Annotated in this window: 17 protein-coding genes; 15 read left to right on the plus strand and 2 right to left on the minus strand. The window is 45.0% G+C overall.

All coding sequences use genetic code 11. The features are described from left to right. Positions 1–167: 167 nt before the first annotated feature. From CQ839_RS21865 to CQ839_RS21880, 4 genes are read left to right on the plus strand one after another with little or no spacing between them, the layout of a single operon-like run. Positions 168–785, plus strand: coding sequence for a DUF3859 domain-containing protein (locus CQ839_RS21865; protein WP_103670421.1), 618 nt, complete (start codon positions 168–170; stop codon positions 783–785). Continuing rightward, complete coding sequence (locus CQ839_RS21870; protein WP_103670422.1) at positions 785–2,449, plus strand: asparagine synthetase B; 1,665 nt, start codon at positions 785–787, stop codon at positions 2,447–2,449. Before CQ839_RS21865 ends, CQ839_RS21870 begins: the two co-directional genes overlap by 1 nt. Beyond that, entirely contained in the window at positions 2,446–3,612 is a 1,167-nt protein-coding gene (locus tag CQ839_RS21875; RefSeq protein ID WP_103670423.1) for a decarboxylase, read from the plus strand. Before CQ839_RS21870 ends, CQ839_RS21875 begins: the two co-directional genes overlap by 4 nt. Before the next feature lie 4 nt (positions 3,613–3,616). After that, the gene (locus CQ839_RS21880; protein ID WP_103670424.1) at positions 3,617–4,957 is read left to right on the plus strand and encodes a hypothetical protein; all 1,341 of its coding nucleotides are present in this window, start codon (positions 3,617–3,619) and stop codon (positions 4,955–4,957) included. On the opposite strand, the gene CQ839_RS21885 is transcribed toward CQ839_RS21880, so the two are convergent. Together CQ839_RS21885 and CQ839_RS21890 are read right to left on the minus strand one after the other, a co-directional pair. Further along, the gene (locus CQ839_RS21885; protein ID WP_219817833.1) at positions 4,958–6,424 is read right to left on the minus strand and encodes an asparagine synthetase B; all 1,467 of its coding nucleotides are present in this window, start codon (positions 6,422–6,424) and stop codon (positions 4,958–4,960) included. It lies immediately after the preceding gene. A 534-nt stretch (positions 6,425–6,958) separates the two neighbouring features. Then, positions 6,959–7,441 (minus strand): SDR family NAD(P)-dependent oxidoreductase, encoded by a 483-nt coding sequence (locus CQ839_RS21890; protein WP_258040835.1) that lies wholly within the window; start codon positions 7,439–7,441, stop codon positions 6,959–6,961. Positions 7,442–7,801: 360 nt separating this feature from the next. Between CQ839_RS21890 and CQ839_RS21895 the strand changes: the two genes are divergently transcribed. From CQ839_RS21895 to CQ839_RS21945, 11 genes are all read left to right on the plus strand, one after another. Next, a complete protein-coding gene (locus CQ839_RS21895; RefSeq protein ID WP_103670426.1) occupies positions 7,802–8,050 on the plus strand; it encodes a helix-turn-helix domain-containing protein in 249 nt (82 codons plus the stop codon). A 168-nt stretch (positions 8,051–8,218) separates the two neighbouring features. Next, the gene (locus CQ839_RS21900) at positions 8,219–8,800 is read left to right on the plus strand and encodes a hypothetical protein (RefSeq protein WP_103670427.1); all 582 of its coding nucleotides are present in this window, start codon (positions 8,219–8,221) and stop codon (positions 8,798–8,800) included. Positions 8,801–8,804: 4 nt separating this feature from the next. Then, entirely contained in the window at positions 8,805–9,125 is a 321-nt protein-coding gene (locus tag CQ839_RS21905) for a hypothetical protein (protein ID WP_103670428.1), read from the plus strand. Continuing rightward, the gene (locus CQ839_RS21910) at positions 9,112–11,859 is read left to right on the plus strand and encodes a hypothetical protein (RefSeq protein ID WP_103670429.1); all 2,748 of its coding nucleotides are present in this window, start codon (positions 9,112–9,114) and stop codon (positions 11,857–11,859) included. Before CQ839_RS21905 ends, CQ839_RS21910 begins: the two co-directional genes overlap by 14 nt. A 34-nt stretch (positions 11,860–11,893) precedes the next feature. Further along, entirely contained in the window at positions 11,894–12,859 is a 966-nt protein-coding gene (locus tag CQ839_RS21915) for a hypothetical protein (protein ID WP_103670430.1), read from the plus strand. 11 nt (positions 12,860–12,870) lie between these two features. Beyond that, entirely contained in the window at positions 12,871–13,908 is a 1,038-nt protein-coding gene (locus CQ839_RS21920; protein WP_103670431.1) for a hypothetical protein, read from the plus strand. Positions 13,909–13,913: 5 nt separating this feature from the next. Continuing rightward, entirely contained in the window at positions 13,914–14,747 is an 834-nt protein-coding gene (locus CQ839_RS21925; protein WP_103670432.1) for a hypothetical protein, read from the plus strand. A 35-nt stretch (positions 14,748–14,782) separates the two neighbouring features. Further along, positions 14,783–16,282, plus strand: a complete 1,500-nt coding sequence (locus CQ839_RS21930) for a TrbI/VirB10 family protein (protein WP_103670433.1) — start codon at positions 14,783–14,785, stop codon at positions 16,280–16,282. Positions 16,283–16,321: 39 nt separating this feature from the next. Further along, complete coding sequence (locus tag CQ839_RS21935) at positions 16,322–16,897, plus strand: hypothetical protein (RefSeq protein ID WP_146048787.1); 576 nt, start codon at positions 16,322–16,324, stop codon at positions 16,895–16,897. A gap of 2 nt (positions 16,898–16,899) precedes the next feature. Beyond that, positions 16,900–18,174 carry a hypothetical protein gene (locus CQ839_RS21940; protein ID WP_103670435.1) on the plus strand — a complete coding sequence of 425 codons (1,275 nt, stop codon included), beginning with the start codon at positions 16,900–16,902 and terminating at the stop codon, positions 18,172–18,174. A gap of 6 nt (positions 18,175–18,180) precedes the next feature. Continuing rightward, positions 18,181–20,124, plus strand: coding sequence for a type IV secretory system conjugative DNA transfer family protein (locus tag CQ839_RS21945; protein ID WP_103670436.1), 1,944 nt, complete (start codon positions 18,181–18,183; stop codon positions 20,122–20,124). The last annotated feature ends 2 nt before the right edge of the window (positions 20,125–20,126 follow it).

A 20,126-nucleotide genomic window follows, 5' to 3' on the forward strand; every position in this document is an offset into this window, starting at 1 on the left:
TAACGCTTTTACTAATGTGGGGAATCAGGTAAAACTTGATTTCACCCAGAAATTTCCCCTGCTAGCTATAAGGATCTCAGTTTTTTGAGTTAGCCGACTTCACCTATTTACATAGATGAATGAATAACTTTGCATGATAAGATTGAGACAAAATTTGGGTTTATATCATGCCTGAAAATATAACTCAAGAACAGTTTAATCAGGTAATTGCAGAAATACAAAAGATTTCTGATCAGGGTGGTGGTTCTGTGACCATTGACCAAGCTAGAGAGATTTTGCAGGAAATGAATCTGCCCTCTGAATTACTAGAAGAAGCTCTGCTGCAAGTTAAACGAAAACAAGTCCAAGCAGAACAAAATCGCCTTAATTTTATAGTTGTCGGTGGAGCCATATTAATCTTAACTGTAGCGGTTATAGGAACTTTCTTTTGGCAACAACAGCAAAGTCAAGTCTTAGAGCAAGTAAAAAGTCAAAGCGGAAAAATTACCCTCGCTGTAAGTAAAGATAAGAGCATTCAAGTGGTTTCTCCTCCGAATGAAATTGCCTATAGTGTAATTTTAGAAAATGCTCCAATTGGGCAGACTCTATCTATGGGCTGTAATTGGATCAATCCCCAAGGTCTTACGGCGCATCAAAATCGTTACCAAACCAAGCAAATTACTACCGCCATCTGGAATACGCAATGCAAATATAAACTTGATTCTGGTGCTGTGCTTGGGAAGTGGCAGGTCACAATGCTGATCAATGATCGTCCTTTATCTACGGCTACGTTTGAGGTGAAGTAATGGAGGTGGGGATTGCAGGCTTGGGCTTTGTTGGCTCATGGGGTGCAGACTTAGACATACTGATCAATGCTAATCCTGACGAATCTTGGCAAAAAGTTACAGTAGACCGCATTGCTATTGATGCTGGTAAAGGGATTCTGACTGATAGTGGAACTGATATCGGAGATGCTTGGGCAAATGCAGAGCCAACAACTATCACTCTGGGGAGGCAGGCTTTTGGCAGAGTCTCACTTTACTGGTGTCAGACCGAGCAGGGATTATGGTTTGCTACCCGATTTAGATGGTTACTGCCCTTGGTTAAGCGGGAAATTGATCCTATAGCGGTTTACAGTTACGCTTGCTTTTCCTATGTAACCACACCTCTAACGCCTATCAAATCCATTCACGCGATCGCCTCAGGTGGGATACAAACTTGGGAACAAGGACAAATAGTCCCTACAAAAAGACCTTGCCTTACACTCAGCCATTGGCAAGAGAAAGAAACTCTATTAAATGATGAGGCGACGGCAGTAAAAGAGTTACGAACTTTATTAGAACTGGCGGTATTTAACCAAGTATCTGATTTAACTAACGAGACTGTGGGGGTTTTACTTTCGGGAGGGTTAGACTCTGCGATCGTGGCAGCATTACTAAGCCGATCGGGTTTAAAAGTAAGAGCCTACACCCTAGATTTTGGTGGATATGGCATCTCCGAAGTACCCTACGCCGAGCAAGTGGCAAATTATCTGCAAATTCCCCTGATTAAAGTCGATTGTTCGCCTCAAAAAGTAAAACGATCGCTTTTAGAAGTTGCCAAAGCCTTAGACTTACCCTTTGGTGATGGCGTGAGTGTACCTTTTTGGCTGCTTTATCAAACTGCTCTTCAAGACTGTGACCTATTATTCAATGGCGAAGGAGGAGATCAGTTATTTGGTGGCTGGACGAACAAACCCCTAATTGCGGCAAGTCTCTATCAAACAAGCCCGATTACTTTTGCTGAACAATATCTTCAAACATTCCATCGATTATGGGGCTACGAAGAACGGGTTTTTAGTTCTATATTTTGGCAGATGGTGAAAGATTGGCAACCAGTCGATAGCCTTGAGTCCGCCCTAGATGGTTCAGGTTCTCTCCTCTCCCGATTACGCAGGGCAACACTGATGCTTAAGGGAGCGCAGAATATCCATCCCCGCGCTACTAATATGGCTTTGGCTTTGGGATTGCGACTGCGATCGCCGTTTTGTGACGAAGATTTAGCCCAATGGACATTTGGGGTAGATAGTAGCCTCTTTTTGCAAGGGGCTTGCGAGAAATACATTATGAAACGGGCGGTCGAACCTTGGCTCCCTGCTGAAATAGTTTGGCGACCGAAACGGGGCATGGGAGTTCCCTTAACCCAGTGGTGTTTAGAACCGCTATGGCATGACTTAGGTAAGTGGCTTAATCCAGGCTTACTGGAAACCGAGGGAATATGGCGGTCTGATTTGGCTAGTAGCATTGTTTTTGGGCAACTTAGCGGGAGCCTTCGGAAACGAAGGATAGGGGAAATTCTCTGGCTTTTGCTGCAATGGCAGTTCTGGCAAAGCCAAATGGGTGTCCCGATTAAGGACTATAGCTGGGGGCATCCATTCCATCTGCCCTATTGGTTTTGGGAACGAATGAATTTATATCGGGAAAATCTATGATAGAAAATGCTCTTTTGCTGAAACTGCTGGCAACCTATGGCTCACCATTGTATGTATATGACGGTGATCGCTTTTGGCAAAATCTTCAAGCGATTCCCCAGCAGGTAGGTTATCCCCTTACCACCTACTGCTTTGCTAGTGTTACCAACGGCAATATTTCATTACTTCAGATCGCCCAAAAGAGTGGATGGGGGATACATGCCAACACTCCTGGCGATATTTATTTGGGACTAAACGCGGGATTTTCGCCTGATCAAATTATCTATAGTGGCAGTAACCTTAGTCGGCAAGACATTGCCCAAGTCTTAGATTGGGGCGTAAGTACCTTCAACCTCGACAGCCTCTGTCAACTAGAGCAGCTTTGTGAAATGAGTTTAACCATTCCTGATCTGCGTTTAGGACTGCGCCTGAATGACCCAAGTTTAACCGCAGAAAGTCGCATTGGCGTTCAACCACAGGAATTTGCGATCGCAGTAGCGATCGCCGAACGATTCGGTCGCCAAATTCAGGGACTCCATTTCTATCGCGGCACAGGCACTAATGTTACCAAGGCTTTTACCGTCACGATTGATCGGCTTTTAACTTTAGGAAAGACTCTTCCCCATTGGCAATATTTAGATTTTGGCGGTGGCTTTGGTTATCCCTATCGTCATGGTAAGGCGGCTTTTGAATGGACGGAGTTTGGGCAGGCAATATCTCAAAAACTTGAAGGTACTAGCATTCACCTAATTTTAGAACCAGGTCGAAATGTGATTGCCGAATGTGGAATTCTGATGACCACGGTTGTAGCTGTCAAATATCAAGGAGAAAAACAAATTGTCGGCGTTGATACCACGATCGCTAATCTCACAGCCCCCAATGTTTATGGTGACTACCGCCAAATCATTGCCCTCCAAGAAAATGACAAACAAGTAATCACAGATGTTTGCGGCAATACCACTTATTCTGGCGACTATTTAGGCAGAAATATAAACTTACCGCCTTTACAAAGGGGAGATACCTTAGCCATTCTTGATGTTGGTGCTTATGGATATGCCATGTCTTCCCATTTTCTCCATCGTCCTAAGCCCGCCGAAGTATTAATTAAAGGAAGCGATCATTACTTAATTCGAGAAAGAGAAGACTACAGCGTTTTACTATCAAAGCAAATATCAATGAAATAAATCTATGAAATGCATTAACTGCGGTACAGACAGCAATTTAAGAGACAGGACAAACAATCAAGGTAAATGTCAAAAGTGTGGCACTCGCTTTGCTTTTGAACCAACATCAATGCCAAGCGATTGTCGATTTACTGATCCTAGTTTCCAAAAGATTTTAAATAATATATCTGCTAACGATACTTTGTTTTTCACAAAAGGGCAGTTATTCCATGCTCTGCCACGACGAAAAAACAGTTCTGTCCGTGACTGGCTTCGTGCTTATTTTACATCTGTTGGCTTTTCGGCTTTCCTAGTAGTGATTATAACTCCAGCTCTTGTATCAGATTCACGACTTACATTGTCGTTTAATGAAGCTTTTATCAAATCAGCATTAATTATTTCTACTGTGAACTCTATCTGGTGGTTTGTGCGATTGTGGCTTATTAGTCAAGATCTTAAATATTTTCGCCGCGAACGACTGACAAGGGCTAGGTCACTCCAAGCTTTGGGAGTTATCTTACTTAATGCTGCCACTGTAAGTCTTTTTTTGCAACAGTTGCTAGGGGTTGGAATTTTCTTCATCTTAGGAGCTAGCGCAGTCGGTTTAGGCGTTTGGCAAGCTCGCAGGATTCCTAACACAATGGAAGCCACTCCACCAATAACACCTCAAATGTTTGACTCATTACTAGAAAAATGGATATCTGCCCACGGAGCGCCTCCAAAATTACTATTGGATACCAATGAGAATAATTTTTCTGTTCCTAATTTACCAGGAGTCGATGTTACCAATTACAGCTTTGATCGGTTGATTATCTGTCAGAGCGACAATATTGCCCAGATGTTACTGTCTAATAATTTTCACTTTGAATATAACAGTGGAATTGTAAGTATAAATCATTATCCTTCTAGTATTTTTGAAACAATAATGATCATGGCAAGGCGTAATCCTGATTTGAAAGTTTTTGTGTTACATGATTGCAGTCCAGATGGCATTCGGACTCTTAATATGGTCAAATACAACTCCCAATGGTTTGGCGGACAAACAACTGCAATAATGGATGTGGGGATTTCCCCTCGACAGATTTTATCTGCCAAGCGATCGGTTGTTACTCAAAGTAGTGAGCAATCAATTAGGGTGTCTTTGGGGTTAGAATCAGAAATTCGCGACAATTTAACCACTGAAGAATTAAAATGGTTTGATGCTGGAAATTATGTGCTTTTAGAATTTTTCTCTCCCCAACGCATTCTCCAAACTCTCAGCCGTTGCTTATATCTAGGAGAACAATCAGGGGCGATCGAAGGTAATGATAGTGATTTAATTATTTTGGGTGGTGATAGTTTCTATGGTGTTGAAAACTTTGGCTAACTATCGGTGTTGTTGTATCCATAGTTCCAGACTTACTAACAGCCATAATTTAACCCCATAGCGCTTCCAAGGATCGCCTTGATAGTTTAACCAAGATCGAATGGTTTCTGTCTGTAAATAGGGTGCGATCGCCGCATTTTTTGATAGTAATAAATCCTTAGCTTGCTTGTTCCAATACTTTTGAAACCCTAACTGCACAGGAACCATCATGCCACTCTTGGGGCGATGAATAATTTCTGTCGGTAAAAAATCAATCATCGCTTGTTTTAAGACCGATTTTTCGATCGCCCCAGACACCTTACAGTTGATGGGCATACTCAAACTTAAATCTACGATTCGCGGGTCAAATAGAGGCGATCGCCCTTCTATTTCAACTGCTCCTAATAAATTATTAACCTTAGTCAGAATATGATCTGCGCCCTTAAATTTAATATTGATCATAAATAATTTCTGCAAAAAATCCATGTCTGAATTTAGATCGGATTCAAAAAAGAATGGCTGATCTTTAACTAATTCCCAAATCTCTGGTTTGAGCAGTTGGGGTAAATCATCTGCACATTTTTGAAATGAACGCAAATAACTTGTGTTTAAATTTCCTCCATACACTTGATTAAGTAGCATCGGTTGATTCTTGGGACCACCAAAACAAGGATCACCGCCTTCGCCATTGAGAATGATCGAAACTGATTGCTTTGCTAATTTTGCCAATAGTAAATTAGGAACTGTTAAAGGATCGCCGATCGGATCGTCTAAAAGCGCCATTGCTTCTGGTAAAAACTTCCACATATCCCTAAAGGAAATTTCTAAAAGTTGATGTTCTAAACCGCAATGTTGGGCTACCAAACTAGAAAACTCTAACTCGTTGGGCAAGTCCTTCCCAAAGTGAATAGAATAGGCAATAACTTCCTGTTGATGAATCTTGGCACTCAACGCGGCTACGGCACTGGAGTCTAGCCCGCCCGACAAAAATACCCCTACTTTTTCATGTTCAGGCAAGTTTTCTCGAACAACTTGTAACAATAGGTTGCGTAAGCGATCGGCATAGTAACCCATATCTTCTATTTCTGACTCACTCTTATCTTCTATTCTCCAAAAGACGTTTGTTTCTTCTTGAGGCAGAGTTAAAACATTTCCAGAAGACAATTCTTTTACTCCTTTCCACATTGTGCGTTCTCCTGGAACAAAAGCACAACATAGATAATCTCTGAGAGCAATGGGGTCTATTTCTGCTTGATGATAGGGGCGTAAAGACTGCAAGCAAGGGGCTATCCACCATGATGAATGGTCGGTTGTGTAATACAGAGTCTTGCCACCCACTCCATCTCTGCACAAATGTAGCTGATGTTTCTCACAGTCCCAAATAACAAAAGCAAAAAAGCTGTAAATGTTTCTTAAACATTCACGACCATCTTTCTCCCACATTTGGACAATATCATTGAGATTAAGTCCTTTTGTTATCTCTCCCACAATTACGAATCTTTTAGATGCACTAAAGGCCATAGAAGATGGAGAACCGAATGTAGCAAATAAGTCTTGATCGTGCCAAATAGCATTTTTTGTGGGTATTTTACCGAATCCAACCAGCCAATATGTTTTTGTGAGGGAAAAATGAGCCATTGTTAGTTTATAGAATTTATTTTTTCTGTTGACTATTAAAAATTGCTTTCCGCCTAAAAATTAGACAGAAAGAAACCTTGAACATTATCTAAATGTTTTGAGAAATCTTTCTATTTATAGCAGATTTATAGCAAAATCATCATGGATTAAAGAATCAAGTAGCAACTACAACCATCATCAAATTTTGGGAGATTTGAGAACAGTTAACAAGAGAATCCACCAAGGCGCTCGCAGATCGGGAACGAACGTAGCTATACTTTTAAGAGTCGAGAAAGCTTGCGCCAATAAAAACCTAAGAGAGCGTAAAGAAACAGGACGATACTCATATTAATCAACTATTCCATAACGCGCTGCTAATTCCGCCACAATCTGAACCTTGCCAGTTCACATCATCAGGTCTGGATCGTTACAAAGTGACGCAATTACCCTACCGACAAATAAAGGAGTCTCCCAATTAAACTTGTCAGAGATCGCGGCTACACCAAGATTACCCTCATGGTTTTCATCCGCCAACTGATGAAACTGTTCAGTGCCAACAATCCCCGGCCAAAGTGAAATCGAAGCAATATTAAATGGCTTGAGTTCGACAGCCATATCCGCCGCAAGGCGATCGCAAGCTGATTTACTAGTACCATAGGCAACACCAAAGATAGGAGCTAAACCACCCCAAGAAGAAATCGTCACGATCAAACCTTGCTTGCGTTTGGTCGTCATCTTCGCTGCAAAATGACTTGCCACATGGTGATTTCGCAAACCGACTTGATTGCAAGCATCCCAAAGATTTATATCTGCTTCCCAGAAGGGTTTACCACTAGACGAGATTAGCGATCGCACACCACCATAAGCATTATTGACCAATAGATCCAATTGTCTATGTAGCGCTTACCGATCGATGGCTAATCAGTTTATTCTTCAACAAAAGCTAGAAGATATCCTGAATCTTCCCTTTGAAATATTCCCAGAACTTAATTGAGAAGATTATGCTGATAGAAGTTACTAAAGAGGTCAAGTAATCGAAGTTAGAGATTGACAGAATGCTCTTAAACATTCTTGAGAATAATTTATCCATTCTCGAAAGATATAATTACATGAAACATTTCAGTCAAAGAAATTAACAAATAATTGTCGGACAAATCAATGATTAGCAGTACAAAGCATTAAAAGATCGACCTGCACACCTTGGGACTAACTGGAAAAAGTGTCACTTTACAAAACGTTATTTGAAACATGGAAAGACTAAAAATCACGCTCACCACAGCCGATTATCGTCAATGTGTAACCCTATGCCTAAAAGGTCATAGTCATGCGTCAACGATCAACCGCGCACAGGTATTACTAGCCCTGCATGACGGTGTGGATATCTCAGAAGTAATGAAGGTTTTGAGGGTTAAAAGAACCCGTCTCTGGCGATTGCGGAAGCAATATCTGCAAGGTGGCTTAAATGATGCTTTAGCAGATCGGCGGAGGCGATCATAATGTTTCAAATACAGTCTAAATTGACTGTGCGTATAGAGTTTGGCTATTGACTAGAACTGAACTATCGATAAAAATGCTTTCCAAGAACTGAAGCTCAAAGGTGATGAGATCGCATTGCGACCTATGCCTTTTGGTTATCACATCTCCAATTTTAGCTAGATAGCAACAATGAAAACCGATTCAATTAATCCGATGAGAGTAACCTATAGTCCTCATCGCCGTAAATTCCTCGACAAGATCCAAGATCCTCAGTTAGCCGCATTGACTGCTGCGATTGTGGGAATCGTTATCACCTTTACCTACTCTAAAGGGATGTATCTAACGGCGCTACTTGCCTTAATTGGTTTACTCTTAGCATTCCCGAAAGTATTGCTGATGCTGTATGGCAAATTCGAGCAAATGATTCGGCATTACAAGTACAGTCCCGTTTTATTACTGGGCATAGTAATTGGCTTCCTGATCGGCTTGCTGTTGATTTTTACTGTTGAGCCAGCCCAAGCCCAGTTTTTTAACAAAACCCAGACATGGATGACGGGTGCAATTCCTGGCATCGATACAGGACTTGTTGCTTTGATTTTCAATGTGTTGCGAGCCTTGTTTGTAATCTATCTGGGGATTGGACTTGTAAAGGTGATTCAATCAGCCAGAAATGATGATGACTGGCAGCAAATGGCAAGGACACCATTGATTCTGGTAGTGACGGTGACGATGGGTGACATTTTGGCAGGCATTATCACGGGTGCAACCTAAAGCTATGGCAGAAGATTACAAATTTCGTAAGGTCAATGCCATTCTGGGTGCAAGTCCCAAGATTGGACCTTTTCCCACCGAGCTAATCATTCCTTGGGCAATTATCAGCTTTACCCTGTTCATGATTTGCTACGTGGTTCTAAATCTGCCTTGGTTATGGGTATTGCTGATCGTGGCTTGGGGCAATGCGACATGGTGGATTTTAACTGGTTCAAAGCCCTATCGATTTTTATCAAAATTTATCCCTGTGCCACGATGGACGCGAGGCGTTTATCAGTACAGAGGAATGCGTAAGCAGGAGGTAAAGAAATATGCAGAGCGTTAGTCAGAAGCGATATCGCCACTTTGAAAAAGAGCTTGCCGTGGAATGTCTGCTCAAGTTTGAGCTACGCGGTCGCACTGTTAGTTGCTTTGTACTCAAGCAAGGTCAATCATCGCTGGAGTCATTGCAGTTTGTATTTGGCTGGGAGTCAAAGGGGATTCACACCACCCTCTCAACAGAGCAGGAAGAATCGCTCTTTGAGGCGATTCAATCAGGTTTAAAAGATATTCCTGATGGTGAAAAGCTGACGGTGCATTTTGGTTCAGTTAGCTCCGACAGCGATCGCCAACAGCAACTCCAAGAACTATACGAACAAGCGGATACTCCGCAACTCAAGTTTCTGGTAATGGGTGAAAAGCAGAGGGTGCAGGAATTAGCGAAGTCAGGACTACGCAAACCTAAATTCCTGAGACTTTATGCCACTTATACCCTGCGTGGTGCGACGGCTGGTGGCAATGATGTGCTTGAAAAAGCACTGGCTTGGATACAGAAACTATCACAGCAACTAATGGGTCAGGAAAAGCAAATTGAGCAGGAGCGTCATGAGATTGCTTTTGCCAAAGCCTTTACCGATGGGTTCTTGAACTGGGAACAGATTCTGGTGAATCGTATGGGTTTAGACCTGCGACCCTTGACTGAGAATGAACTATGGGAACACCTCTGGCGGCAATTTAATAGCAGCAACCCACCTGCAATTCCCCAATTACTGGTGATGTCCGAGCGTGGTGTAGAAGAGCGCATCAATACGCAGGTGCATCTAAAAACACTATTACTAGAGCGTCCCGATTCAATTCCTTTTGCTGACAATGGCTTTGTGCATCTCAATGGTGAATATATTGGCGTACTCACCTTCATGGATAAACCAGGGGGCTGGGTATCCAAGGGTAAGCAGATGCGCTATCTCTGGGAGGCGATCGCCCGCGACTCTGTAGCAAATACGGAAGTATTCTGCCAGTTCACAAGGGCAAATGAAACCATTGTCAAAGCAAATATGCAACGGGTGACGAAGCAAAGCATTGTCTCGCAAGAACAGTCCGCTTCCTTGAATAACATCAACGTCAATGCATCACTGAAACAGCAAAAAGCAGTCAAGGCTCAAGAAGCGCTTTATGAGGGAGCCATGCCCATTAACGTGGCTGTAGCTGTCTTAATCCGTCGTCCTAACCTGATCGCCCTTGATGATGCTTGCCGCTATTTTTGCAGTTGCTTCCAGCGTCCTGCGTGGGTAGAGCGCGAAACTGAATATGCATGGCTAATGTGGAAACAAACCCTACCCGTGACCGTGGGTAATCTGCTGGCTCAACCCTTTCCCCGTCGCCATGTTTATTTATCCGATGAAGCAGTTGCTTTTACGGGTTGTGTGATGCCTAGATCGGTCGATGAGACTGGCTTTGAATTGATTACGGAAGAAGGTGGAATGCCTATTTATATCGACGTGCGAAAGCATCGCAATATCGGTATTTTCGCGACTACCCGTGCGGGTAAGTCGGTATTGGTATCGGCAGTTTTGTCTCAAGCCCTGTGCCAAGAACAGCAAATTGTGGCTCTCGATTTCCCAAAACCCGATGGCACGAGTACGTTTACGGACTATACCCATTTCATAGGCGAACTGGGAGCCTATTTTGATATCAGTAAAGAGTCATCGAATTTACTGGAATTGCCAGATTTACGCACCTTTGACCCCGAACAAGCAGAAGAAAGGCTACGGGATTTCAAATCCTTTGTGGAATCGGCGCTCATGACAATGGTATTTGGGGCAAGTCAGCATGACCTGTCCTCATCGGAAAGACAACTGCGGCAATTGATTAGGGCTTTTTTAGTACCTGTGGTCAATAGCTTCTTTGACGATCAGCAAATCAAAGCCAGATACGATCGGGCGATCGCAGAGGGATTCGGTACAGAGGCATGGAGTAATATGCCCACTCTGTCGGACTTTCTCGATTACTTTTTGAATGAAGGGAAATCAGCTATTACATCCGATGTTGCCGATAGCGAACAGATCGATCAAGCCACCAATCAAATTGTGATTCAACTGCGGTTCTGGCTTAATTCTAGAATTGGTCGCGCTATTTCCCGTCCATCCACTTTTCGCAGTGATGCGAGACTGTTGGTGTTTGCCCTGCGAAACCTATCGGAAGCGGAGGATGCGGCAATTTTAGCTTTATCGGCATATTCCGCCGCCCTAAGACGCGCTTTATCGTCACCTGCCAGCATCCTGTTCATCGATGAAGCACCAATTTTATTTGAATATCCCACCATCTCGGAAATGGTAGCAAGGCTCTGTGCCAATGGAGCCAAGGCAGACATCAAAGTAATTATTTCCGCCCAAGACCCCGACACGATCGCGAGATCGCCCTCTGCGCCAAAAATCCTGCAAAACCTATCCACCAGATTGATTGGTCGCATCCAACCATCGGCAGTAGATAGTTTTGTCAGCATCCTCAAATATCCCAGAGAGGTGATTGCCCAGAATGCAGAGGAGCGGTTCTTCCCGAAACGTGAGGCGATTTATTCGCAATGGTTGCTAGATGATGCGGGCATTTATACGTTCGTGCGCTTTTTCCCTAGTTATATCCAACTGGGCGTAGTGGCAAACAATCCCGATGAGCAAGAGGCACGTACCGCTTACATGCTGGCGATGGCAGATCCATACAAAGGACTGGCTGCTTTTTCACGCGAGATGGCAAGTGCCTTGAGGGATGGGCGCAAGCTGAAACTGCCCGAATTGGCTGCTTAATTTCAAATCACTAGAAACTACTTCCCCCACTGCCATGAACAAGCCAAAAACTCATCAGATTGCAGTCATCAGCCTCGCAACCTGTTCGCTTTTGCTATTTAGTCCCCGCCCTGCGGAAGCTCAAGTGCCATTACCACCCGAACTCTCAGGATTAATCCAACAGGTCAATCAACTGATTACCTCGATCGATTCTGGCGATTTCTTAAAAGCGCAGATGGACAAGCTACTTGGGCAGTACTTACCACAGGTACAGGCTGCCATTACTCAGTCAATCGGGCAACTGGGATTACCAGATCCCAGCAAAGCCGAAGCCACAGTCCTTGCTCAGATCGAGGGAGCCTTTAACAGTGCAGGACTAAATGGCACATCGATCAATCAAGGTGTGGTCACCTCGGCGATTACGAATACCTCGATCCAAAATGTATTGGGAGAAGAAGGACAAGCAAGGCTGAAGAAAACCCTTGAAGATATGCTCGTTAATGCTCAAAACGTTGGACAGCTATCTTTGAATACAGCGACAGGTGCGGAAAATAGCACGGCGATCGCTGATGTCTCCCAGCAGATGGCCGCGAACTCTGTTACCTTTGCTCAGAACTCATTATCCCGTTCCCAACAGGTAGATGGCTTGTCACAACAGGCGCAAGCCGCCTTATCGACACAGGATGTCCTCAAGATCGTGGCACAACAGAATGCGGGTAATTCGGCAATCCTTGCCAATATTGCTTCCCAGTTTGGTAACAATGCCAATCAGGTTAGTAATGTAGCTAATCAACTGGAACTACTATCAAACCAGAACTCACAGGTTGCCGAACAGAATAGCCAACGCGCTCAGATTGATGCTCAACAGTTAGCTCTGCAAGTGCAGCAAACCCAACAGGGTGCAACATCTTTGCTTAATCTCGACCAGATTAACGCTTCACTCAAGGGCGATCGCCAAGATCGGCTGATCGAGCGTAATTCTACGGTTCAACAACGGATGCCCTATACCTTTCTAAGATAGTGAGATAACCGATGCTGATTGCTCAAGCGATTGTCAATAATTCCGAAGAGGTATCGCTAGCGGTACAAGGCTCATGGCAGAACACTTGGGAACTTGCCTTTAATGGCACTCTTTATCAAGCGCTCACCAATCTGGGATTAATCATTGCCGTGGCTTCGCTGTTGCTATGGATCATCCAATTCACTAAAAACCTGATTGATGACCAGAGCTATCGTCAATTTGGCGAGTTAATCTGGCCGGTAATTGTGATTGTGCTGCTCACCAATGGTGGTCAAAACCTGATCGGACTCACCAATGGGATGCGGACGGTGATTAACAATGCCAATAACTCGGTCTTAGGCGCAATTACCTCCACCGCCCAATTGGAGAAAACCTTATCAGCTCTAGCTGATTTCTCCGTTACCCAAGAACAAATCATTGCCTACCGTCAGCAATGCAATGGACTCACCAAAAATGAGGAGATGCAGGTCTGCTTACAAGAGGTGAATACCAAAGCTCAAGCTTTGCTCGGTAACTATCAATCTAACTATGGTGCAGTTGCTGCGGCTCTGGTGGGCAAGTTGCAAAAACAAATCCAGAAGGCAAGTGAAAACCCTCTCGAAGCCGTTACCAATCTCTTTCCTGGCACGGTGATTTCAAGGTCAATCATGCTGGCGGCGATCGAGACTTTTATGGTAGCGATGCAGTCGGCATTTCAGGCTTTGATTGAAGTCGGGTTTCTACTGACAGGTTTACTCGGTCCTCTTGCGGTTGGGGCTTCCTTACTACCGATTGGCGCAAAGCCTCTCTATGCATGGATGACAGGATTCTGGTCATTGGGCATGGCAAAGCTGAGCTTGAACATCGTCACAGGACTTGCCGCCACTGCGATCGCGGCTTCAGCACAGATGGATACGCTCTCGATCGCAATTGTTCTCGGACTACTTGCACCAATTCTGGCGCTATCCCTATCGGCGGGTGGTGGCATGGCAATATTTAGCGCCATTCTCTCGGCGGCAAGTGCTGCCGCTTCCGCAGGTTTAAATATCGGTCTACGCATCTCTAGGTAATTCCCATGAACTCATATCCAAATACTGAAGTGAATACTGAACCAAAACCAGAAACAGATGAAACTAATGCTTTCCATCGCTTTATTCCTGCTGGTCTATCCCACCGTGGTAAAGCCAAAACTCCTAAAGACGTACTGGTGGTATCGATTTTGTTCGGCATACTTGGCTTATCGGCACTGAATAGCCTAGGGCTGATCGCTCTGATTGGTGCATATGCCTCCCTTGCTTCCCAGAAACCACCTACGCTCGTGCAATTGTCAGGCGGGAAAGCGATTACGGCGATCGCTAGCGAGAATAAAACCAGATCTCCTGAAGTGGTGAAGCAGTTTGTCACGCAACAGGTGATGGCGCTAATGACATGGACAGGAGAACTGCCCTCTGATGCTAGTCAAAATGGCAAGCCGCTTTTGGATACTGGTGTGGAAGTTAAGGCGGACAAGGGTTTAAAAAAGAAAATCACCACTACAGCATGGCAAGCTAGCTTTGCTTTTTCTGAAGATTTCCGTAAAGGATTGCTCTCGTCGATCTCGGAACTCACGCCGATAGAAGTGTTCTCAGGGAGCAGCAAGGTAATCCTCGTGCCGCAGACGATTACCGCTCCTGAAGAGATTGAGAAAGGGAAATGGAAAGTCAATCTTGTGGCAAATCTGGTTACTTTCAGTCCCCTCAATCAAGTTGGCGAATCGGTTCCCTTTAACAAGGAAATCTTTATTCAGGCGATCGATGTACCGAATCTGAAAGCCGATGCTTCACCTCTGGAGCAAGCCATTTTCAAAGTGAGATCCTCTGGGCTAGAAATCTATGCCATGCGGGATCTCACCAGAAATGATTTGAAATAACCTTTCTTATTTTGTCGATACTTCAAGGAGTTGTAATGATTACCGAAGTTCAAGAACCACAATCAGTAAGCGTAACCGATGAAATTGACTTTGCTCGGTTAACTGGATTTCAACCCGATACCCTAAATGGTGCGGGCTTGGCGATCGATGATTTTAGTGATGACCCAGATCCAGAGCAACATCGGACAATTAGGGGTATTGTTAGTAGTCCTTTTTCTAAGATTGCTTTAGTTGGTGGGGTTGGTTCTCTAGGATTTTTGCTGATGGGGCTATTCATGAATAGCATTATGTCGCCATCTAATGCCAAGCAATTAACGGCTAAATCCAATGATGAAAAGCTTGCCCTAACCTCGACCACCGATCCTAAGGATGCGGAAATTGCCAAGTTCAAAACGGATTTAGCTTTAGGTAGTCAGCTTTCTGCGGGTAAATCAAAAACACTGCGTCCAAGCAATCTACCAAAGTCAGATGCATTGGCTTCTAAAGCTGATTCCAAAGACAAGTTAGAAGCCAATCCCGCACAGTCTGCCGATCTCCCAACCGTCTCACCCGTGAGAAATCTATCGGCTCCACCCCTTGAGCCAATACCGATGCGACAGGTGATGTCACAGCCCACTCCTGTGATGCTTCCGCCTCGTAACTTTGCGGCGAGTCCACCTGAAGCTAAAAATCCCGCCGATGAATGGCAGCGCTTGGCAAGTATTGGCAGTTATGGCAATCTGGCTGCACCTGCGGAAATACCGAAAGCGATCGCGGTCAGTCCAGTTGCTACAAATAATGCAAACAATCCCAATTCTGCAAGTCCTCCGATTGAGAAACCACCCTTAAATTCACTCACCAGCTATCTCGCTCAAGCGGAAAAATCCTTGCCAAGCGCTACACCTGCGAATACTTTGCTGGTCGGGACGACGGCTAAAGCCGCTTTGAAAACATCGGTCGTGTTCTCCACCGATGGCAGTCGGATTATGGGTAGCGCTCCTGGAGTTGTTCCCAAATTTATTGTCACTCTGCAAGAGCCAATCACGACAGCGGATGGTAAGCCTGTAATTCCTGCGGATGCGGTTTTAATTGTCACTGCTCGTCCCCTCGATGCCAAGTCGGGGCTAGCTGAATTGGATGTGGTGGGTATAGCGATCTCTGGGCGCGAGTTGATTCCACCACCCAATGCCATCTCCATTCGTGGTGCAAAGGGTTCGCCTTTAGTCTCGGACAAGTACTTCGATCGCGGTTCGGAAATTAGTGGGATGGATGTGGCGAGCTTCATTACTTCGGCGTTAGCTGAAGTTGGCAAACTTACCAACAGTCCCACAACTACTAGCAGCATCTCATCGATTGGCGGTAGTGCCACGATCAGTACTGCACCACCACCCAATTATCTTGGTGCGGCGATCAGTGGTGGGTTTGGCATTCTCTCGGAAACTCTGAATCGTCGCAGTCAACAGGCGATCGAGGATATCAAAACCCGTCCTAATGTCTTCTTTATCCCCGCAGGGAAGGAACTGCAAGTGTTTGTCAATCAAACTGTGACTTTCTAGCTAATACCAACCTTCTATCAACGATCCAGTTCTATGGTTATGAACTTTTTGCCATGTCGAAAATATGCCATCTCAGGGATAGTCGCTATTCTAGTCTTGTCTCTGCCCGCGATCGCTCATGCCGAGACGATCTTTCCTGCCAAACGGCAGATTGGTGTCAGTCAGGCGATGGGTGTAAGCGGCGTAACCTCAGTAGTTAGCCTATCGCCGATGCAATCTCTCAATATCAGCTTCATCAAAACAGGCGAGATTATCAAAAAGGTGCGGTTGGGCAATCCTTCTAAGGTGGTCATGGACTATGACAGTCCCCTCTGTAAGGACAGCGTAAAAGACAGCAATTGCGGGGCAACGGTAATTAATCTGCGGCAACTCGCTCAACCGATTGATTTGGATATGAATTTACCTGCCTCGGCAAGAGGCGATCTCACATCCCTAACTGTGATCACTACAGGCGCAGGGGGGCTGAGAAATCTCTATCAGTTTCAATTAGTCCTGAATGTCCCCACTCCTGCCTACAGCATTTTGGAAGTCGTTCCCGATGCTCAAATCCCTCGCCTTGCTCCGCTTACACCGACTGCTCCATCTCAAATGAATAAAACCTCGTTGGATTTCTAATCATGTTGTATAAAAGTATCATCCAAATAACGGCGTTAGCGATCTCCTCTGGGGCGATCGCTATTTTCAATGCTGATTTTGCTACGGCTCAGTCTTTGCCCATGTCCACGCAACCGATTGGGAACGCTCAATCGGTGATGATTCCTGATTTTACGCAAATCAGTTTCGAGAATTTACCGAAAATCCAAGTTACCGCCCAATTGCAGCAACAACTATCGCAATTACTTTCTCCATCGGCATTAACTAATCTGGCGATCGGTAGTTATGTCAGTCCAGATCGCTATCTGACGGTGGGTTCGCTTCAGTCTCTGGGTTTAGAGCAAATGAGCTTACAGGCGATCTCTAGTCGTGCTGGTGTTTCCCTTGTCAATGTCAGTCTCGGTCAATTGGGCGAACTCACTTCACAGCAAACGATTAATAGTTTGTTGCAGTCGCTGCCAGATCTGCGTAATCAGCCTTTGAGCCAAGTTCAACCCATCCTCGATCTGGTTACTCAGAAATCTGGATCTGCCAATCTCAACCGTCTGCGTGGTGAAATCTCTGATATGACCGTGGGACAATTAGTCAATACTTTCCCAGATCTTGGCAATTTATCCTTGGGCAGTCTGGGCGATGGGTTAAATATCTATAGTCTTGAATCGATTGCGGGATTTGCTCAGTTGCCATTAGACAATATTCAAGGTGCATCGGGCGTGGTTTTATCGGATTTGAATGCTACGGGTTTAGGTAAACTGAGTCTTTCCCAATTTCCCAATGCACCTGCATTACTGCCCAATGTCAGGTTTGGCATGGTGGATATTGCCCTTGGCAATAGGGAGAAGAATCGCATCAATCCGATTAGCGGTGGCGTTACCGAGTCTGGATTTCAAGCGGTGGGTTGCGATGGTAATAATGATTGCCCGCATATAGAGGTTACGGACTTTGCAGGTGGTTACTATACTGGCAAGCAATGGATGACCGCATCACAACAAGTACCCGATGGTTACGGGTTTTTAGGTGGTCTATTTGGCAATCGCGGTCCCGCAGGCAATCATCCCTTTGGCGATGCTTTTCGCGTCACCATTGAATCTTTAGATGAGGCTTCAGGCACAATTACCCTCGGTCTGCGGTTTCGTTGGTGTCAGCGGTCATGGTTTGTGGATTTAGGTTGTACTCCCTACATTACGCCTCCCTTGCCCTTGGTTGTTCTCCAAGAAAAAAGCGCGATTCCCTATGCCGTTCCCAGTAATGCGGCGGTCAACACGCCGATTTCCACTAGCAAACCTTTCAGCAAATAGATTGCCATGAATTTTTTGATGTTTTGGTTTAGCCAAAAGAATCTCTCCAAGAAAATCCCCAAGAAAATATTTTTGCTGGCGATCGCGGTTTCGATCGCTTGTCTCGTTCCTGTAGAGATGGCGTATTCTCAGGAAATGGACAGTTCTCCCCCGTCAGCAGAGAAGAAGTCTTCAGCCAATGGTTTGCCTCCTGAACTTGCTTCCATTGCTAATCAGCTACTCACACCCACAGGTGGAATTATTGCGGCTTGTGCGATCGGTATGGTCTTCTTGGGCATGAATGGTGGTGGCAATAGTAAAAATAAGTTAGCTAATGCTCACTGGGCAAATGGTGCGGAGATTGCGGCGGCGAGGAAAAAGGCTAAGGAACAGATTAATCGGCGCGAACGTAATAAGCTGTCTCTATTTATCGTTAAGCCTAAATTAATTTTTCCGCCCGAATTGATTTCTCGCCCAGGGGTGGCTACACCTAACCATGAAATTCCTGTTGCGGGTCAAAAGCCTAAAGTCATTCAGGTATCGCAAGCGGATCGGACGATCTGGCTCCCCGATGCTAATCGTGGCATTGCGGTACTTGGCGGTACGGGTTCGGGTAAAACCTATGGCGTGATTGACCCTGCGATTCGGAGTGCGATCGATCAGGGATTTCCAATTATTCTCTACGATTACAAATATGCCGAACAATCGTCATGCATTGCAGGCGTGGCGGCGGCGGCAGGCTATCAGGTTAGTATCTTTGCTCCAAGTTTTCCTGAAAGTGGTATCTGCAATCCCCTTGATTTTATTCGTGATGCTGCGGATGTGGATATGGCGCGACAGGTAGCGATCGTCCTTAATCGCAACTTCAAGTCTGGCGGCAAAGGTAGTGAAGACCCTTTCTTTACCAATAGTGGCGACCAACTAATTCAAGCAGTGCTGTTACTGGCAAAGACCACTCCCTATCCCGATATTATTTTCTGTGCCAAGGCATTGGGTGCGAATAATCTGCCCGCTAGAGTCCAAAATGCGAACTTACCAACTTGGGTGGAAACCAGCTTCGGGCAGTTGATTTCGATGGCGGATTCTGAGAAAACCGTTGCTTCGGTAATCTCGACTGCGAGTATTCTCTTTAGCCGTTTCATGTCCCCTGATATCCTCAGCGTGTTCTGTGGCAAGACGACGATTCCTTTGCAGTTGAAAGGCAAGCAATTGCTGATTATCGGCATGAAGCGAGAAAAGCAGGATGTGGTTGCACCATTATTGGCGACGGTGTTGCACATGATTGTTACCCGTAATGTCGTGTCTACTAAACGAGAAGATCCCCTGCTAGTAGCGATCGACGAATTACCAACGCTTTATTTACCAAGCCTTGTCCAATGGCTGAACGTTCATCGTGAGGATGGCTTGTCCTGTATGTTGGGTTTCCAAAATCTCGTACAACTCGAAGAAACCTATGGCAAGGAAGTATCAAGAGCAATCTTTGGTGGCTGTGCGACTAAGGCAATCTTCAATCCCCTTGAGCCTGAATCAGCGAAGATTTTCTCTGACTACCTTGACGATGAGCATTTGAAGTACAAGTCCAAGTCCCGTAGTTCGGGTGGTGGTCGGACTAGCACCAGTACATCGGAGCAGGAGCGTACGCGCAAACTATTTGCCCCAGAGGATTTTCTCAAGTTACCGCAAGGTAATTGTATTCTCATATCTCCTGGCTATAGCTCTAAGAAAGAAGCGAATGTGCCTCGGCGTTGCCATATCAAAATTCCAAAAGTTGATGCGGAGAGGGCTGATAGGAGCAAGTCCAAATGGGAGGCACTGAAGCTTAAATTAGTGCAGCAAGGACATCAAGTACCGATTACGGATGCGGCGATCGCTTCGCGTAAGGATTACTTTCAAGAGCATTTTCCTTTACCTGCGAAAGATGCTCCCAATGCTCCTAAGTCCACTGTTCCTGCTTGGGCTGAAGGTTTATAGAG

The organism is Pseudanabaena sp. BC1403 (genome assembly GCF_002914585.1).
GTDB lineage: Bacteria > Cyanobacteriota > Cyanobacteriia > Pseudanabaenales > Pseudanabaenaceae > Pseudanabaena.

Excerpts from the sequence above, each read along its gene's own strand:
- CQ839_RS21865 (WP_103670421.1), top strand. The coding sequence starts at position 168 with ATGCCTGAAAATATAACTCAAGAACAGTTTAATCAGGTAATTGCAGAA.
- CQ839_RS21870 (WP_103670422.1), top strand. The coding sequence starts at position 785 with ATGGAGGTGGGGATTGCAGGCTTGGGCTTTGTTGGCTCATGGGGTGCA.
- CQ839_RS21875 (WP_103670423.1), top strand. The coding sequence starts at position 2,446 with ATGATAGAAAATGCTCTTTTGCTGAAACTGCTGGCAACCTATGGCTCA.
- CQ839_RS21880 (WP_103670424.1), top strand. The coding sequence starts at position 3,617 with ATGAAATGCATTAACTGCGGTACAGACAGCAATTTAAGAGACAGGACA.
- CQ839_RS21895 (WP_103670426.1), top strand. The coding sequence starts at position 7,802 with ATGGAAAGACTAAAAATCACGCTCACCACAGCCGATTATCGTCAATGT.
- CQ839_RS21900 (WP_103670427.1), top strand. The coding sequence starts at position 8,219 with ATGAAAACCGATTCAATTAATCCGATGAGAGTAACCTATAGTCCTCAT.
- CQ839_RS21905 (WP_103670428.1), top strand. The coding sequence starts at position 8,805 with ATGGCAGAAGATTACAAATTTCGTAAGGTCAATGCCATTCTGGGTGCA.
- CQ839_RS21910 (WP_103670429.1), top strand. The coding sequence starts at position 9,112 with ATGCAGAGCGTTAGTCAGAAGCGATATCGCCACTTTGAAAAAGAGCTT.
- CQ839_RS21915 (WP_103670430.1), top strand. The coding sequence starts at position 11,894 with ATGAACAAGCCAAAAACTCATCAGATTGCAGTCATCAGCCTCGCAACC.
- CQ839_RS21920 (WP_103670431.1), top strand. The coding sequence starts at position 12,871 with ATGCTGATTGCTCAAGCGATTGTCAATAATTCCGAAGAGGTATCGCTA.
- CQ839_RS21925 (WP_103670432.1), top strand. The coding sequence starts at position 13,914 with ATGAACTCATATCCAAATACTGAAGTGAATACTGAACCAAAACCAGAA.
- CQ839_RS21930 (WP_103670433.1), top strand. The coding sequence starts at position 14,783 with ATGATTACCGAAGTTCAAGAACCACAATCAGTAAGCGTAACCGATGAA.
- CQ839_RS21935 (WP_146048787.1), top strand. The coding sequence starts at position 16,322 with ATGAACTTTTTGCCATGTCGAAAATATGCCATCTCAGGGATAGTCGCT.
- CQ839_RS21940 (WP_103670435.1), top strand. The coding sequence starts at position 16,900 with ATGTTGTATAAAAGTATCATCCAAATAACGGCGTTAGCGATCTCCTCT.
- CQ839_RS21945 (WP_103670436.1), top strand. The coding sequence starts at position 18,181 with ATGAATTTTTTGATGTTTTGGTTTAGCCAAAAGAATCTCTCCAAGAAA.